Raw genomic sequence first — 16077 nt, forward strand, 5'->3', positions numbered from 1 at the left:
ACCATGCTCTGATGCCCCTCCCCAAAGCTGAACTGCACCTCCACATCGAAGGCACCCTGGAACCGGAGCTGGCGTTCCGGCTCGCCGCGCGCAACGGCGTAGAGCTGCCGTACGCGGACACCGACGCCCTCCGCGAGGCGTACCGGTTCAAGGACCTGCAGTCCTTCCTGAACCTGTACTACGAGCTCATGGCCGTCCTGCGCACCGAGCAGGACTTCGAGGACCTCGCGAACGCCTATCTGGGCCGGGCCGCCGCGCAGGGTGTGCGGCACGCCGAGATCTTCTTCGACCCGCAGGCGCACATCGCCCGGGGCGTGCCCATGGGCATGGTCGTGGACGGACTGTGGCGGGCACTCGGCCGGAGCGTCGAGAACCACGGGATCTCCACCCGGCTGATCATGTGCTTCCTGCGGGACGAGTCCGCCGACTCGGCGCTGGAGACACTGGAGGCCGCGCGGCCGCACCTCGGCCGGATCACCGGGATCGGGCTGGACTCGGCCGAGGTCGGACACCCGCCGGCCAAGTTCCGCGAGGTGTACGAGGCCGCCGCCGACCTCGGGCTGCGGCGCGTGGCGCACGCCGGCGAGGAGGGGCCGCCGGCTTACATCACCGAGGCGCTGGACGTGCTCGGCGTGGAGCGCGTCGACCACGGGCTGCGCTGCATGGAGGACCCGGACCTGGTGGCCCGTCTGGTGCGGGAGCGGATCCCGCTGACGCTGTGCCCGCTGTCGAACGTGCGGCTGCGCGCGGTCGACGTGCTCGCCGAGCATCCGCTGCCGGCGATGCTCGACGCGGGCCTGCTGTGCACGGTCAACTCCGACGACCCGGCCTACTTCGGCGGTTACGCCGACGACAACTTCCGCGCGGTCGCCGACACCCTGGGCCTGCCCGAGGAGCGGCTGCGGGAACTGGCCCGCAACTCCTTCCTCGCGTCCTTCCTGGAGGACGACGAGGAGCTGCGGGCCCGGTACCTCGCCGAGGTGGAGGCCTACGAGTTCGGCTAGGACAGGCCCTAAGCGGCGACGTCCAGCCGTACCGTTTCGTCGGTGCGTGCCGGGTGGGTCGTCGTCGTGACGGTGGTGGTCCTGCGGCGCAGCGCCACCGCCGTCAGCGGGACCGCGACCGCCAGCAGGCCCACCGCCAGGACCGTCCCCATCGCCGGGAAACCGGCCCGGGCCGACAGCAGGCTGCCGGTCATCGGGCCGACGGCCGTCCCCAGCGACGATGCCGACCCGACCAGCACCGCCCAGCGGCCCCGCGGGTCCAGGGCGGCGGCCAGGCCGATGACGTACGACAGGACGACCGGGTAGAGCAGGTTCCAGGCGATCTCGCCGGACGCGAACGTCGTCAGGTCCGTGGCGGACGCGCTGAGCGCGATACAGCCCGCGATCAGGGCGGTGCCGAGACCGATCGGCAGGGCCTGGCCGAGCCGCGGGCCGAGCGCGCCCGCGCCGACCACGCCCAGCAGACCGGTCTCGGCACCGCGAACACCACGCCGACGGTCACCTCGCTCGGTCGCGCCCACGCGGCCCAGCCGCATATCGATACAGCCCCGCGCCCCTGGGTGGGCTGCGGAGCCGCATGCCGACAAGTCCCGCGCCTCTGGATGGGGTCCCAGTAGTTCTCGCCGAAAAAACAACGCTATGCCGTGCAGCGGCTCCTGATCTGGCCTGATTCGAGTTGGAGGAGTGGCCGGATAAGCTGCCGGCCGCGGTGCTGGGTGCGGTGCGGCGCTCGAAGCAGATCAAGGTCGACCCGACCATGGTGAACCTGTGCGATGAGGGACCAGCTCGCGTCACGAGCGCGAAAGAGTAGAGCAACCCCCGAACTGGCGCCGCCAGTTCGGGGGTTTTCGTCTGCCCGCGCCTCCCGGCCGGGTATCGGTGGTGCCCGATTGTGCTGATCGAATGGGGCGGGAGGGGCCGATGGCCACGCGGGTGTTTTCTGACGAGGAGCTGGAGGGCTTACGGTCCTTCCCCGCGATCGGCAAGGACGAGCTGATCCGCTACTTCACTCTCACGGCGGCCGATCAGGCGTTCCTCGGCAAGTTCCGCCGGGCCCAGAACGTACTCGGCGCCGCCGTCCAACTCTCGACTCTGCCCTGGCTGGGGTTCGTTCCCGACGACGTCCCCTCCGCGCCGCCTGCGGCGGTGGGGCGTCTGGCGAGGCAGCTCGGGGTCGCCGTCGCCGACTTGGCGGGTTACGGAGAGCGCGGGCAGACCCGCACGGATCACTTGCGGGAGATTGCCGAGTACCTGTCGTGGAAGCCCGCAAAAGCGATCGAGTTCAAGGAGCTGGACGAGTTCCTGCTGGCCCGCGCGATGGAGCACGACTCCCCGAGCCTGCTGTTCCGGCTGGGGTGTGAGTACCTGCGCTCGGCGAAGGTAATCCGGCCGGGTGTCGTCTCGCTGCTGGAAAAGGTCGCCACCGCGCGCCAGGCCGCGGAGGAGGAGACCCACGGCAGGGTGGCCCACCTGCTCACCGGCGAGCAGGTGCGGGGGCTGGACGGGTTGCTGGTGGTCGAGCCGACGCTGGGCTCGACGCGGCTGCACTGGATGGTGACGGGACCGGTGCAGGGATCGCCGACGAGCGTGAAGGGCGAGGTCGAGAAGCTGCTGTTCCTGCGCGGCCTTGGCGCGGACAGACTGGATCTGTCCGCGCTGCCCGCCGAACGCCGCCGTTACCTGGCCCAGATCGGCCGCCGTCTGACCGCGCAGGCCCTGGTGCGGCGCGAGCCCAACCGGCGTCACCCGATCCTGCTCACGCTGCTGGCGCAGTCCGCGGTCGATGTCCTGGACTCGGTGGTGCAGCTCTTCGACCAGACCCTGTCGGGTTCGGAGTCGCGGGCGAAGATCAAGCTGCGCGAGGTGCTCGCCGAGCGGGCCAAGCTGTCGGAGGACCGGCTCGTCCTGCTGGACGAGATCCTGCCCGTCCTCGCGGACACGGGTATTCCGGACGAGGAGGTCGGGACGCTGCTGCGTGGGAAGATCGGCATGAGCCGACTGCGGGCCGCGCACGCCGGGGCCACCGTGCGGCTGCCGCGGGACCACGGGCACCTGGCGCTGCTGGACGGCTCCTACACCTACATCCGGCAGTTCGCCCCGAAGGTCTTGGAAACGGTGCGGTTCAAGGGCGGCACAGAGGCGAAGCCCCTGATCGAGGCCCTGGGCATCCTGCGGGAGCTGAACGCCACCGGCGCCCGCAACGTCCCCGAAGACGCCCCCACGCTGTTCGTGCCGACCCGGTGCAGGGCTACCTCGACGAGGCCGCAGCGAAGGGCGACGCGACCGCCTACCGGCACTACTGGGAGCTGTGCACGCTGCTCGCTCTGCGCGACGGCCTGAGGTCGGGCGACGTGTACGTGCCGGGCTCGCGCCGCTACGACAACCCGGCCGCCTACCTGTTCAAGCCTGCCCAGTGGGAGACGCACCGGGCCGAGTTCTGCCGCCTGGTCGGCAAGAGCCCCGACTTCTCCGAGGCCCTGCCGCTGGTGATGGACGAGTTGGACGAGCCCCTCACCGACTTGGAGGGGGTACTCAAGCGCGGTGACGGGCCCGTGCGGTTGAACGACGTCGGTGAGCTGGTCATCTCGCCGCTGACGGCGGAGGACATCCCCAGCGAGGCCGAGGAGCTGCACGGCGAGCTGGAGAAGATGCTGCCGAACGTGCCGATCGCCTCGCTGCTGGTGGAGATGGACCAGCACACCGGCTTCCTGGACTGCTTCACCCACGCCGGCGGCAAACAGGTCCGCTCCCCGCAGCTCAAAAGGAACCTGATCGCCTGCCTGATCGGGCTCTCCACGAACCTCGGACTGCACGGGATGGCCGCGTCCTGCGGCATTCCGTACGACGTGCTGGCGTGGAGCGCAGAGTGGTACATCCGGGAGGAGACGCTGCGCGAGGCGAACATCGTGCTGGTCAACTACCACCACAGGCTGCCGATGACGACCATGTTCGGGTCCGGCACGCTGTCGTCCTCGGACGGGCAGCGGTTCCCCACCCGGGGTAAGTCGATCACCGCCCGGCACCTGAACAAGTACTTCGTCTCGGAGGGCATCTCGACCTACACCCATGTCTCCGATCAGCACTCCACCTTCGGCACGAAGGTCATCGTGGCCACGCACCGCGAGGCCCACTACGTGCTGGACGAGATCCTGGGCAACGCCACCGACCTGCCGATCAGCGAGCACGCGACCGATACGCACGGTGTGACCCTGGTCAACTTCGGTCTCTTCGACCTGGTCGGCAAGCAGCTCTCGCCCCGCATCCGCGACCTGGGCAAGATCACCCTGTACCGGATGGGCGCGAAGGCCGACTACGAGGAACGCTTCCCGACCGCCGGGCCACTGCTGACCAAGAAGGCCAACCTGGACCTGGTCGCCGACCACTGGGACGACCTGCTCCGTCTGGCGGGCTCGCTGAAGTACGGGCACGCCACCGCCTCCCTGATCGTCGGCAAGCTGTCCGCCTCCTCCCGGCAGAACGCGCTGGCCGCCGCGTTGAAGGAGTACGGGGCGATCCGCAGAACGATCTATGCGGCGAAGTACCTGTCGGACGAGGGCTACGGCCGCAAGATCGCCCGCCAGCTGAACAAGGGCGAGTCCCTCCACGCCCTGCGCCGCCAGCTCCACTACGCCCGCGAGGGCAAGGTCGCCCGCCGCCAGCCCGAGCACCAGAACGAACAGGCGTGGTGCCTGACCGTCGTGACCAACAGCGTGGTCTGCTGGCACACCGAGTACATGGGCCTGGCCCTCGATGAACTCCGTACCGCCGGCCGTGAGGTGGACGCCGAGGTGCTGGCGCACATCTCCCCGGCCCGCAGCTCGGTCGTCAACTACTACGGCTCGATCACTGTCGACTACGAGCGCGAACTCGCCCAGCTCGACGACCGGGGACACCGGCCGCTGCGGACCGTGGACACGGACGATCCCGGCGCCGGGCTGTAACAGCCGGACACGGGCCTGCTGTCCGCTGCGCGCCTCGGATGCATCAGATGATGCCCGACGACGAGGAGTGGACCAGCGCGGTGGCCGGCGTAGTCCACCTGGTCCGCTGTCGCCTCCCTTGCCGTTGGTGCAGTTCGAGCTCAGGAAGCACGCAGAAGCTGAGGGGGTCAGCGTGACTTGGGGAAGGCGGCGCACAGTGCGGAGCCACGATCCGACGGGTCCTCGGCCGTGTCTGCTCGGGCGGTCTGGCCGATCTGACCGGTGCCGACCCGCAAGCACACAGCCGGTGGCCGTGGACGGCAAGCCCGCCCGCAGCTCACGTCATGGCCAGGCCCCTGCCACCGGGGTGGAGGGCTGCATGTCGGAGCTGGCCATTTTTGTGGTGCGGTCGGCGGGCACGGCCTCGGGATGACGCATGGGCCAGTAGTGCGCCACGCTCTGCCGCCTGCTTGCCGGAGGCGCTGCGTGGGCAGTCCGGTCGGGGGTTACAGGTCCATGGAACGGCTGATGATCTCCTTCATGATTTCGGAGGTACCGCCGTAGATCCGCTGGATGCGGGCGTCGGCGTATCTGCGGCAGATCACGGACTCCCACATGTAGCCGTATCCGCCGAACATCTGCAGGCAGTCGTCGACGACCTGGCCCTGTAGTTCGGTGGTGACGAGCTTCGCCTCGGCGGCCTCGTCGGCGGTGAGCGTGCCCTGGTTGTGTGCGAGGACGCAGGCGTCGACGAAGGCCTGGGCGGAGGTGATCCGGGCCCGCATCGCGGCCAGCCGGAAGCGGGTGTCCTGGAACTTCGCCAGCGGACGTCCGAAGGCGGAGCGCTGCTTGGTGTAGGCGACCGTCTCCCGCAGTGCCGCCGCTGCGTGGGCCACCGCGCCCATGGCGACGACGAGCCGTTCCAGGGCGAACTGCCGCATCAGCAGGACGAAGCCCTGATCCGGCCCGCCGAGCACGTCGGCGGCCGGGACGCGGACGTCGTCGAAGAACAGCTCGGCGGTGTCCGAGGTCCGCAGGCCGAGCTTGTCGAGCCTGCGGCCCCGGGTGAAGCCGGGGGCGTGGGCGGACACGAGGAACAGGCCGATCGAGTGGTCCTCGCCGGTGCGGGCGGCGACGATGACGAGATCGGCGTTGATGCCGCTGGAGATGAAGGTCTTGGCCCCGTTGAGCAGCCAGCCGTCCCCGTCCGGGGCAGGCACCGCGTGCGTACGGATGGCGGCCACGTCCGAGCCGGTACCGGGCTCGGTGATCGCGATGGCGAGCAGCGTCTCGCCGGAGACCGCGCGGGTGAGGTGCCGGGTCTTCTGGTCCTCGGTGCCGAACGCGGCCAGGTACGGGGCGACGATGCCGGAGTGCAGAGGGACCGCGAAGCCGGACTCGGCGGCGTCCGCCAGTTCCTCGATCATGATCTGCTCGTACCGCAGGTCGGCCAGGCCCAGGCCGCCGTAGTCGGGATCGGCCCATGGGCACAGCAGGTTCTGTTCGCCCGCGATCCGCCAGATGTCCTTGCCGACGATCCCCTCTCGCTCCCAGCCGGCCTGCCTCGGCACGACCTCGTGCTCGACAAAGCCGCGCCATGCGGTCCGGTACGCCTCGTGGGCATCGTCGAAATAACCGTCTCTGATCATGGTCCGACGGTAGGCGGGCCGCACACCGGGCCGTCATGACCGCAGCGCTCACCGCCATTGACCTCTGTGTCCCGTACGATCGCCTGCCATGGCCGCACCTCCCGAGGACGACCCACCACGCGCACACGGCGCGCCCGCCCGCTCGGTCGCCATCCACCACGTGCGGGCCTCGCTGCGCGGCGCCGAGCGGCACGGCGTGGACATCACCGCACTCCTCGAACGGGCGGCCATCTCGCCACGTCTCCTGGAAGTCCCGCTCGCCCGGGTGTCGCCCCAGCAGTTCGCCCGGCTCACCAAGGAGGTGTGGCAGGCACTCGACGACGAGTTGCAGGGCCTCGGACCACAGCCCCTGAAGGTGGGCACCTTCGCGATGATGTGCCATGCCGTGGTGCACTGCAGCCCCGATCTGCGGTCCGCGCTGGACCGTGGCAGCACCTTCTACCGGCTGTTCCCCGGCGGGCCCCGGTTCCATCTGGAGGAGGGGCTGGAGGAGGAACCGGGGGAGGAGACCGACGCGCACGACGAAGCGCGGGTGGTCTTCGATTTCACGGCCTTCGACGATCCCGATCACTACCTCGCCGAATCCGCCACCGTCGTCCTGCACCGCGTCGCGGGCTGGCTGATCCGCCGGAGGATCAACCTCACCCGGGTGGAGTTCGGGTATCCGGCGCCTGGCCATGCTCTGGAGTACGACCTGCTCTACGGCGCCCCGTGCTTTTTCCGGGCCCCGCACACCGCCCTCGTCTTCGACCGCGCGGTCCTCGATCAACCGGTGCTCCAGGACGAGGCAGGGCTGCGTGCCTTCCTGCGCCGTGCCCCGGGCGATGTGCTCGCCCGCCTGGACTACGGCAGCACCGCCGCTGCTCAGGTGCGCCGGCTCCTCGGGCAGTCGCTGCCGGACCGGATGCCCGATCCGCAGGACATCGCGGCGCGGCTGGCGGTGAGCGCGCAGACCCTGCGCCGCCGGCTGGCCGCGGAGGGCACCTCCTTCCAGCAGATCCGTGACCAACTGCGGCGTGATGTGGCCATCGCGGCGCTGGCCGAAGGCACCGTCTCCATCGAGGACCTCTCGCACCAGCTGGGGTTCTCCGAGCCCAGCGCCTTCCACCGCGCCTTCAAACGCTGGACCGGTTCCGCGCCTCGCTCCTACCAGCCTGGCGGCTGAGCGACGTGCCACTGAGCGAACGCCCGGGTCAATGACCTTGAGCGGCACGGTCACGGCACCCGCCCGGACCCGGCTCGTACCGTCCCGTCATGACCCAAGCGCTGATCTACGACGCCGTCCGCACCCCGCGCGGCAAAGGCAGACACGGGGCGCTGCACAGCGTCAAGCCCGTCACACTGGCCGCCGGGCTGCTGCGGGCGGTCGCGGAGCGGAACCGGCTGGACACCTCGGCCGTGGACGATGTCGTGCTCGGCGTCGTCTCGCCGGTCGGCGAGCAGGGCGCCGACCTGGCCCGTACGGCGGTGCTGGCGGCCGACTGGGACATCCGGCCGGCCGGGGTCCAGCTCAACCGCTTCTGCGCCTCAGGCCTGGAGGCCGTCAACATAGCGGCCGCCAAGGTGGCCTCCGGCTTCGAGGACCTGGTGGTCGCGGGCGGCGTGGAATCGATGTCACGCGTGCCGATGGGCTCCGACGGAGGCGCCTGGATCACCGACCCGCAGACCAGCCTCGCCACCGGCTTCGTGCCGCAGGGCGTGAGCGCCGACCTGGTCGCCACCCTGGAGGGCTTCACCCGCACCGACCTCGACGCCTTCGCCGTGACATCGCAGGCCAAGGCCATCGAGGCGCAGGAGAAGGGCTACTTCGCCCGCTCGCTGGTCCCGGTCACGGACCAGAACGGCACCCTGCTGCTCGACCAGGACGAGGCGATCCGCCCCAGCACCACACTGCGCCGCCTGGGCAGGCTGAAGCCCAGTTTCGCCTTCCCCGGTGACCTTGGTTTCGACGCGGTCGCCATCGACCGCTATCCGCGCGTCGAGCGCATCGACCATGTCCACACCGCAGGCAACTCCTCGCAGATCGTGGACGGCGCCGCCGCCATGCTGATCGGCAACGCGCGGGCAGGACAGGAACTCGGCCTGACCCCGCGAGCCCGTGTCATCGCCGCCGCCGTGATCGGCACCGAGCCCACCATCATGCTCACCGGCCCCGCCCCGGCCGCCCGCAAGGCCCTGGACCGGGCCGGGCTCACCCTGGACGACATCGATCTGTTCGAGGTCAACGAGGCCTTCGCCGCCGTGGTCCTGAAGTTCCAGCGCGACCTCGACATCCCGGAGGACAAGGTCAACGTCAATGGCGGCGCCATCGCGCTCGGCCACCCGCTCGGCGCCACCGGCTGCATGATCCTGGGCACCCTGCTCGACGAGCTGGAGCGCCGTGACCTGCACCGCGGGCTGGCCACCCTGTGCGTCGGCGGCGGCATGGGCATCGCCACCATCATCGAGCGGATCTGAGGGCCGTACGCCATGACCACCGACATGACCACCCATCACATCCGTTACGAGCGCGACAGATACGGCATCGTCACGCTGACGTTGGACCTGCCCGGCTCGGCGAACGTCATGAACACCGACTACCGCACGGCCATGGCCACGGCCGTCGACCGTCTGGAGGCCGAACGTGACGACATCTCCGGGGTCGTGGTCACCTCCGCCAAGAAGACCTTCTTCGCCGGCGGCGACCTCGACGCCCTGATCACCGTCACCCCGCACACCGCAGACGCCTTCGCGGCCGAGCTGGCCGCCATCAAGGACCAGCTGCGCCGCCTGGAGACCCTGGGCCGCCCCGTCGCCGCCGCCATCAACGGCAGCGCGCTGGGCGGGGGCCTGGAGATCGCCCTCGCCTGCCACCACCGCGTCTGCCTCGACGCTCCCACCGTCCGCCTGGGCTTTCCCGAGGCCACCCTCGGCCTCCTCCCCGGCGCGGGCGGCGTCACCCGCACCGTACGGATGCTCGGCGTCCAAGCCGCCCTGCCGCTGCTGACCGAGGGCAGGCGGCTGCGCCCCGGCCAGGCCCGGGACGCCGGCTGGGTCCACGAACTCGCCGCCGACCATGACGAACTGATGGACAAGGCCCGCGCCTGGGTGCTGGCCAACCCCTGCGCGGTACAGCCCTGGGACACCCCCGGCCACCAGGTTCCCGACCTCAAACCGCTCGACCCGGCGTCGTACGGGCTGCTGGCCGCCGCCCCCGCCGTCGTCCGCAAGAAGTCCCACGGCTGCTACCCGGCACCGGAGAAGATCCTCGCTGCCGCGGTGGAGGGCGCGCTGCTGGACTTCGACACCGCCCTGCTGGTCGAGAGCCGCTATCTGCTGGAGTTGGTGACCGGCCAGGTCGCCAAGAACCTCATCGGCACCTTCTGGTTCCAGCTCAACGAACTCAAAGCGGGCCACTCCCGGCCGTCCGGCCACGCCCCCTACCGTACGAGCAAGGTGGGCGTGCTCGGCGCGGGCATGATGGGCGCGGGCATCGCCCAGGTCAGCGCGCTCGCCGGGATCGACGTGGTACTGAAGGACATCACCGCCGAGGCCGCCGAGCACGGCCGGATCCGGATCGCCGAGGCATTGGGCGAGCGTCACGCCACCGCCCTGGACCGGATCACCCCCACCGGCGACGACGCCGATCTCGCCGGATGCGACCTGGTCATCGAGGCGGTCTTCGAGGACCGCCGACTGAAGAACACGGTCCTGGCCGCCGCCGGGACCGCAGCCCTGCCGGACGCGGTGATCGCCTCCAACACCTCCACCCTCCCCATCACCGGCCTGGCCGACGCCGTCCCGGACCCCGAACGCTTCATCGGCCTCCATTTCTTCTCGCCCGTCGCCCGCATGCCGCTGGTCGAGATCATCCGCGGCGAGAGGACCTCGGACTCCACCCTGGCTCGCGCCTTCGACTACGTCCTCCAGATCAAGAAGACGCCGATCGTGGTCAACGACAGCCGCGGCTTCTACACCACCCGGGTCTTCGCCACATACGTCACCGAAGGCGCCACACTCGTCGCCGAGGGCGTCCACCCGGCACTGGTCGAGAACGTCGCCAAAAAGGCCGGCATGGCCGTCGGGCCGCTCGCCGTCCTCGACGAGGTCACCCTGACCCTCCCGCTCCAGGTCCGCGACCAGGCCGAGCCCGGTGCCCGGTACGCCGATCCCGCCTACCAGTTGCTCGACACTCTCGCCCGTGAACTCGGCCGCACCGGAAAGGCAGCCGGCGCCGGCTTCTACGACTATCCGGCTGACGGCAGTCCCAAGACGCTCTGGCCCGGCCTGGCCGAACGCTGGACCAAACCGGACGATGCCGCGGTGCCCGAACAGGACATCCACGACAGGCTGCTGTTCATCCAGGCGCTGGAGACCGTACGCATCCTCGACCAGGGCGTCCTCACCTCAGCCGCCGACGCCAACATTGGATCGGTCTACGGCATCGGCTTCGCCCCCTGGACCGGCGGCACCCTGCAACTCATCAACGCCTACGGCCCACAAGCATTCGTCGACCGCGCCGACCACCTCGCCGACACCTACGGCGAACGCTTCCGGCCCCCCGCCACCCTGCGCGGAAAAGCCGACCGCGGCGAGTGTTTCTGACCGGGTGCCCCGTCACCTATCGAGTCTGGAGAATTACAGCATGACAGTGGTTGAAGAAGCAGGGCTCGGGCGCGTGGGGATCTGGACTGCGAGCCTGGACGCCGTACCCCCGGCGGCGACCGGGCAGATCGCGGCCGAGCTCGAAGCCCAGGGCTGGGGCACCCTGTGGTTCGGCGAAGCCTACGGCCGTGAGGCCTTCACCCAGGCAGGGCTGCTGCTCACCGCCACCGGACGCATGCGCGTGGCGACCGGCATCGCCAACATCTGGGCACGTGACGCGGTCGCGGCCAACGCGGCGTCCCGCACATTGGCCGCAGCCCACGGCGGGCGGTTCGTACTCGGGCTCGGAGTCAGCCACCGGCCACTGGTCGAGCGGGTGCGCGGGGGCAGTTACACCAAACCGGTCTCCGCCATGCGCGAGTACCTCACGGCGATGGCGGGAGCAACCTTCTACGCCCCAGAGGCCGACGCACCACGCCCACCCATCCTGATCGCCGCCCTCGGACCCCGGATGCTGGAAGTGGCACGCGAACTCGCAGACGGCAGCCACCCCTACCTGGTGACACCGGCACAGACCGCTGAGGTGCGGGCGGCTCTGGGGCCGGACAAGATCGTGGCCGTCGAGATGGGCGCCGTGCTCACCTCGGATCGCGAGACCGCGCTGCGCCGGGCGCACGCCCATCTGGACATCTACACCGGTCTGCCGAACTACCGCAACAACTGGCTGCGGGGCGGCTTCGACGAAACGGACCTCGTCCGTGGCGGCTCCGACAGGCTGGCCGAAGCACTCGTCGCATGGGGCGACGAAGCGGCGATCCTCAGCCGGGTACGCGAGCATCTTGCCGCAGGGGCTGACCACGTCTGCGTCCAGGTCCTGATGGAATCACCCTTCGACGTACCGACCGAGCCGTGGCGAGAGCTCGCACCCGCACTCGTCGGCGCATGACGAACGCAGCTCCAACCCCGATACGTTCGGGCCCCCCTCCGCGTCGGGCATCTCTGAGCGGGCTCTGCCAGAGGCTGACGGCTCAAGACCATGCCGGGGCGAGGCCGTCCGTGGCACGAACCGCAGGCAGGACCGTCTGGAGCGCGCCGGATCCGGGCCAGAATCGACAGCGGCAAAGCCCATCACCACTGCCCGGTACGTGCGCTTGAACCGGTCGCGGAAGGTGGTTTCGCCTGCGCGCGGGCCGTGCTCAGCCGCTCCAGGGCGTGCCCAGCAGCTTGGCCTGGTGGCGAACAAGAGTGGGGCGACCCGGCTCGGCTTCAGCCTGTTGCTGAAGTTCTTCGAGCTGGAAGGCCGGTTCCCCGATGTGCTGGAAGAGGTCCCGCCGGCCGCGGTGGAGTACGTCGCCGATCTGGTGAAGGTCCCGGCCACCGTTTTCGCGAAGTACACGCTGGTCGGCCGGACCGCCGAGTACCACCGCAAGCAGATCCGTGAGGCCCTGGGATTTCGACCGCCGACGGTCGCGGACGAGAAGACGCTGGCCGAGTGGCTGGCCATGGAGGTCTGTCCGGTCGAGCTGGTGGAGTGCCGGGCGCGGAAGATCGAGCCGCCGGGCCGGACTCGGGTCGAGAAGGTGCTCGTCGCGGCGCGGGGCAAGTGGGAGAAGACGTTCTGCGCCCGCACGATCGGTCGCCTGGGCGAGGCGGGCACGACCCGGCTGCTGTCCCTGGTGGCCGAGGACAACGAAGCGGGCACCGCCCTGCTGGCCGCGCTCAAGCGCGACCCGGGCGCGGTCGGCCTGGACTCCTCACTGACGGAGATCACCAAACTCAACGACGTGCGCAAGTTTGGGCTGCCCGACGGGCTGTTCGCGGACTGCTCGGAGTAGCTGGTGGCCGCCTGGCGGGCGCGGGCGATCAAGATGTATCCCTCGGACTTCCGCGACACAGCGGAGGACGTACGGATCACCCAGCTCGCAGCGCCGTGCTCCTCACGGCAGGCGGAGATCACCGACGCTCTGGTCGACCTGCTGGTCGCCCTGGTCCACAAAATCAACGCCCGTGCAGAGCGGCGGGTGGAGAAGCAGCTCACCGCCGAGTTGAAGAAGGTCCGCGGCAAGGAGGGCATCCTCTTCAAGCTGGCGACGGCCGCAGTCGACAAGCCCGACGAGGTCGTACGCCGGGCCCTGTTCCCGGTGGTCGGGGAGAAGACGCTGCGCGAGCTGGTCGCCGAGGCGAAGGCGAACGAGAAGGTCTTCAAGGCCAAGGTCCGCACCACGCTGCGCTCCTCCTACAGCTCGTACTACCGGCAGATGCTGCCGCCGCTGCTGAACACGCTCGGCTTCAAGTGCAACAACACCGCCTACCGGCCGGTGATGTACGCCATGAAGCTGCTGAAGAAGTACGCCGACATCGACGGCAAGACCCGCTTCTACGACGCCACGGACGCCGTGCCGATGGACGGCGTGGTGCGCAAGGACTGGCGCGAGGCCGTCGTCGACGACAAGGGCAAGGTCGAGCGCATCCCGTACGAGCTGTGAGTCCTGGTCGCGCTGCGGGACGCCGTGCGACGCCGTGAGATCTACGTCGAGGGGGCCGCCCGCTGGCGCAATCCGGAAGACGACCCGCCCGGCGACTTCGAGGCCACTCGCGCCGTGCACTACGCCGCGATCCGACGAGGACCGGCGCGGCCTGACCGCGCTGTTCTGGTCCAACGTCAACCCGTACGGCACCTTCCGCCTGGACATGGACAAGCGGCTCGACCTGGCGCTGACCGCTGCCGTGCCCCGTCCCCGCGCCCCGGTGGACACCGCCGCCGACCGATCGAGTACGGGGACACGATGAAGGGCTTCGCTGATCTCACCGGCCCCCGGATGAACGAGGCCGTGTGGCGGACGCTCGACCCGGGGGCCCTCGGTTTCAAGGTGCTGTCCTGGCCGAATGCCGGCCGGTGCGGTCAGGCGTCGCTGGTGTCGGTCGGTGTCGCCTCGCCGCTCAGCATGGCGAGGGTCAGCACGTTGCCGGAGATGCCCCAGCCGCCGTCGGGGACCTCTTCGATCAGAACCATGGTGGTGTTGCGGGCGCGCTCGCCGTAGAGCTCGACATACAGCTCGGTGGTGCGGGTGACGATCTCCTCCTTCTGCTTCGGGGTGAGGGTCTTCTCGAGGACCTTGAAGTTCGCGAAAGGCATGGCTGGTTGTTCCTTCTCTCAGTGGGGCGTTACAGGGAGCTGCCTGCGGTGAGCAGGCTGTCCAGTCCGATGCGGCGGAAGAAGTCGGCGCGGCGGCGGTCGGCGACCGCGGAGACAACTTCGCTGCCGTCTCGGCTGGGGTCTATGTGGGTGCGCAGAGGCCGAGTGCCATGCTTCATCGCGACCAGTCGCGCGACGGCTTCGGCAACCTCGGCCACATCGGCGTCCGAAGGGATGAGCGCGGCCAGCCGCTTGCCCAGATCGCTCATAAGGGGTCGGTGACGCTGGTCGTAGGCTTCCGCACGGTCGGCGTCGGCGGGTGCGCCTGCGCCTGCGAAGTGGTTGGTGCCGGTGGTGAACGCGCCGGGCACCACGATCGCGGTGTCGATGCCGAACGGGAGCACCTCGGCGGCGTAGCTGACGGCCAGGGCGTCCATCGCGGCCTTGGCGGCGAAGTACGGGGCCAGGAATGGGGGGCAGCCGCCGCGGGTGCTGGAGCTGCCGATCCACACCAGCAGCCCTGAGCCCTGCTCACGCAACTTCGGCAGGGCGGCGCGGTTGACGCGCTGGGTGCCCAGAACATTCACGTCGTACAGGTCCGCGAGCTGCTCGGTGGTGAACGCCTCGGCGGCGCCCAGGACCATGTGCCCGGCGTTGTGCACGACCACGTCCAGCCGGCCCCGCTCGACGAGGATCCGGTCGACTGCGGCGTCGGCGGAGTCCTGGGAGATGACGTCCAGCTCGACGGCGTGCACGTCGACCCGGTGGTCGGTGCCGTAGCGCGTCAGGTCGGCCGCCGCGGTCGCGTTGCGGGTAGCGATCTGACGGATGCCCGCGTACACGGTGTGACCGGCGAGGGCCAGAGCACGTACGGACAGTGCTCCGATGCCGCTGGAGGCCCCGGTGACGAGGATGACCTTCCCTGTTTCGTCGTTCCTCATGACAGGGCCTTTCGTTGATCGATGGGTGGCTGCGGGCGGTTCAGATGATTCCGCCGTTGGCGCGGATGACCTGTCCGTTGATCCAGTGGCCGGCCGGGGAGGCCAGGAACGCGACGACCTCGGCGATGTCGGCCGGGGTACCGAGACGCTCCAGCGGGGGCTGGGCGGCCAGGCGGGCGATGGTCTCCTCGTCCTTGCCGTCCAGGAACAGGTCGGTGGCCGTGGGGCCGGGCGCGACGGTGTTGGCGGTGACGTCCCGGCCCCGCAGCTCCCGGGCCAGGATCATCGTCAGCGCCTCGACCGCGCCCTTGCCGGCGGCGTACGCGCCGTAGCCCGGGAAGGCCAGCCCCACCACGGACGTGGAGAACGTCACGATCGCGCCACCGGGCCGCACACGACGGGCGGCCTGCTGGACGACGACGAACGTGCCGCGGATGTTGGTGCGGTGCAGGTCGTCCAGGACGGCCAGGTCCAGCTCGGCGATCGGAGCCAGGTGCATCCGCCCGGCCGCGTGCACGACTACATCGACGCCTCCGCCGCCGCCGAACTCTGCTTCGGCCGCGTCGAACAAGGCCGCGACCGCGCGTTCGTCGGCGACGTCCGCGCGCACTGCGATCGCCCGGCCTCCGCCGGTGACGGCCTCCTTCACGGCGGCTTCGGCCTCGTCCTGGTTGCCGGCATAGCCGACCACGACGGCGTACCCGTCGGCGGCCAGCCGGCCGACGGTCCGGCGGCCGATGCCGCGCGAGCCGCCGGTGACGATCGCGACACGGGGTGAGGCGGAGGGCTGGGCCGAGGCAGCGGTCCCGTCGAGGGAAGTGGGGCTGGGCATAGCTGACTCCT

General features: G+C 70.0%; 13 protein-coding genes and 1 pseudogene. 9 read left to right on the forward strand and 5 right to left on the reverse strand.

Features of this window, described 5'->3' with window-relative positions:
* The first annotated feature begins 11 nt into the window (after window positions 1–11).
* Window positions 12–1004, forward strand: coding sequence for an adenosine deaminase (locus ACGFZQ_RS03145; protein ID WP_393838903.1), 993 nt, complete (start codon window positions 12–14; stop codon window positions 1002–1004).
* 8 nt (window positions 1005–1012) lie between these two features.
* Here the strand turns inward: ACGFZQ_RS03145 and ACGFZQ_RS03150 are convergent.
* Window positions 1013–1521, reverse strand: a pseudogene (locus tag ACGFZQ_RS03150) (MFS transporter); the annotation flags it as partial.
* Between the two features lie 404 nt (window positions 1522–1925).
* On the opposite strand from ACGFZQ_RS03150, the gene ACGFZQ_RS03155 reads away from it, so the two are divergent.
* Window positions 1926–3344 (forward strand): DUF4158 domain-containing protein, encoded by a 1419-nt coding sequence (locus ACGFZQ_RS03155; protein WP_393838904.1) that lies wholly within the window; start codon window positions 1926–1928, stop codon window positions 3342–3344.
* The gene (locus ACGFZQ_RS03160; RefSeq protein ID WP_393838905.1) at window positions 3245–4945 is read left to right on the forward strand and encodes a Tn3 family transposase; all 1701 of its coding nucleotides are present in this window, start codon (window positions 3245–3247) and stop codon (window positions 4943–4945) included. Before ACGFZQ_RS03155 ends, ACGFZQ_RS03160 begins: the two co-directional genes overlap by 100 nt.
* A 485-nt stretch (window positions 4946–5430) precedes the next feature.
* On the opposite strand, the gene ACGFZQ_RS03165 is transcribed toward ACGFZQ_RS03160, so the two are convergent.
* On the reverse strand, window positions 5431–6570 hold the full coding sequence (locus ACGFZQ_RS03165) for an acyl-CoA dehydrogenase family protein (protein WP_393839233.1): 1140 nt from the start codon (window positions 6568–6570) through the stop codon (window positions 5431–5433).
* A gap of 91 nt (window positions 6571–6661) precedes the next feature.
* Here ACGFZQ_RS03165 and ACGFZQ_RS03170 point away from each other — a divergent pair, with 91 nt between their 5' ends.
* The 6 genes from ACGFZQ_RS03170 to ACGFZQ_RS03195 all read left to right on the forward strand — a co-directional run bounded on the left by ACGFZQ_RS03170 (window position 6662) and on the right by ACGFZQ_RS03195 (window position 13643).
* Window positions 6662–7738: an AraC family transcriptional regulator gene (locus ACGFZQ_RS03170; RefSeq protein WP_393838906.1), complete on the forward strand. Its 1077-nt coding sequence runs from the start codon at window positions 6662–6664 to the stop codon at window positions 7736–7738.
* Window positions 7739–7827: 89 nt separating this feature from the next.
* A complete protein-coding gene (locus ACGFZQ_RS03175) occupies window positions 7828–9030 on the forward strand; it encodes an acetyl-CoA C-acetyltransferase (RefSeq protein ID WP_393838907.1) in 1203 nt (400 codons plus the stop codon).
* Window positions 9031–9042: 12 nt separating this feature from the next.
* Window positions 9043–11157 carry a 3-hydroxyacyl-CoA dehydrogenase NAD-binding domain-containing protein gene (locus ACGFZQ_RS03180; protein WP_393838908.1) on the forward strand — a complete coding sequence of 705 codons (2115 nt, stop codon included), beginning with the start codon at window positions 9043–9045 and terminating at the stop codon, window positions 11155–11157.
* Window positions 11158–11197: 40 nt separating this feature from the next.
* On the forward strand, window positions 11198–12103 hold the full coding sequence (locus tag ACGFZQ_RS03185; RefSeq protein WP_393838909.1) for a TIGR03620 family F420-dependent LLM class oxidoreductase: 906 nt from the start codon (window positions 11198–11200) through the stop codon (window positions 12101–12103).
* Window positions 12104–12389: 286 nt separating this feature from the next.
* The gene (locus tag ACGFZQ_RS03190; RefSeq protein WP_393838910.1) at window positions 12390–12992 is read left to right on the forward strand and encodes a DUF4158 domain-containing protein; all 603 of its coding nucleotides are present in this window, start codon (window positions 12390–12392) and stop codon (window positions 12990–12992) included.
* Between the two features lie 3 nt (window positions 12993–12995).
* Complete coding sequence (locus ACGFZQ_RS03195; protein WP_393838911.1) at window positions 12996–13643, forward strand: hypothetical protein; 648 nt, start codon at window positions 12996–12998, stop codon at window positions 13641–13643.
* Window positions 13644–14059: 416 nt separating this feature from the next.
* Here the strand turns inward: ACGFZQ_RS03195 and ACGFZQ_RS03200 are convergent, their stop codons facing one another.
* Genes ACGFZQ_RS03200 through ACGFZQ_RS03210 form a run of 3 tightly spaced genes read right to left on the reverse strand, consistent with a single transcriptional unit; the run spans window position 14060 to window position 16066 of the window.
* On the reverse strand, window positions 14060–14293 hold the full coding sequence (locus ACGFZQ_RS03200; protein WP_393838912.1) for a tautomerase family protein: 234 nt from the start codon (window positions 14291–14293) through the stop codon (window positions 14060–14062).
* Window positions 14294–14322: 29 nt separating this feature from the next.
* On the reverse strand, window positions 14323–15234 hold the full coding sequence (locus ACGFZQ_RS03205; protein WP_393838913.1) for an SDR family NAD(P)-dependent oxidoreductase: 912 nt from the start codon (window positions 15232–15234) through the stop codon (window positions 14323–14325).
* A 40-nt stretch (window positions 15235–15274) separates the two neighbouring features.
* Window positions 15275–16066, reverse strand: a complete 792-nt coding sequence (locus ACGFZQ_RS03210) for an SDR family oxidoreductase (protein WP_393838914.1) — start codon at window positions 16064–16066, stop codon at window positions 15275–15277.
* Between the last annotated feature and the right edge of the window lie 11 nt (window positions 16067–16077).

The sequence above is a fragment of the Streptomyces sp. NPDC048254 genome (assembly GCF_043201895.1).
Taxonomy (GTDB): Bacteria; Actinomycetota; Actinomycetes; order Streptomycetales; family Streptomycetaceae; genus Streptomyces.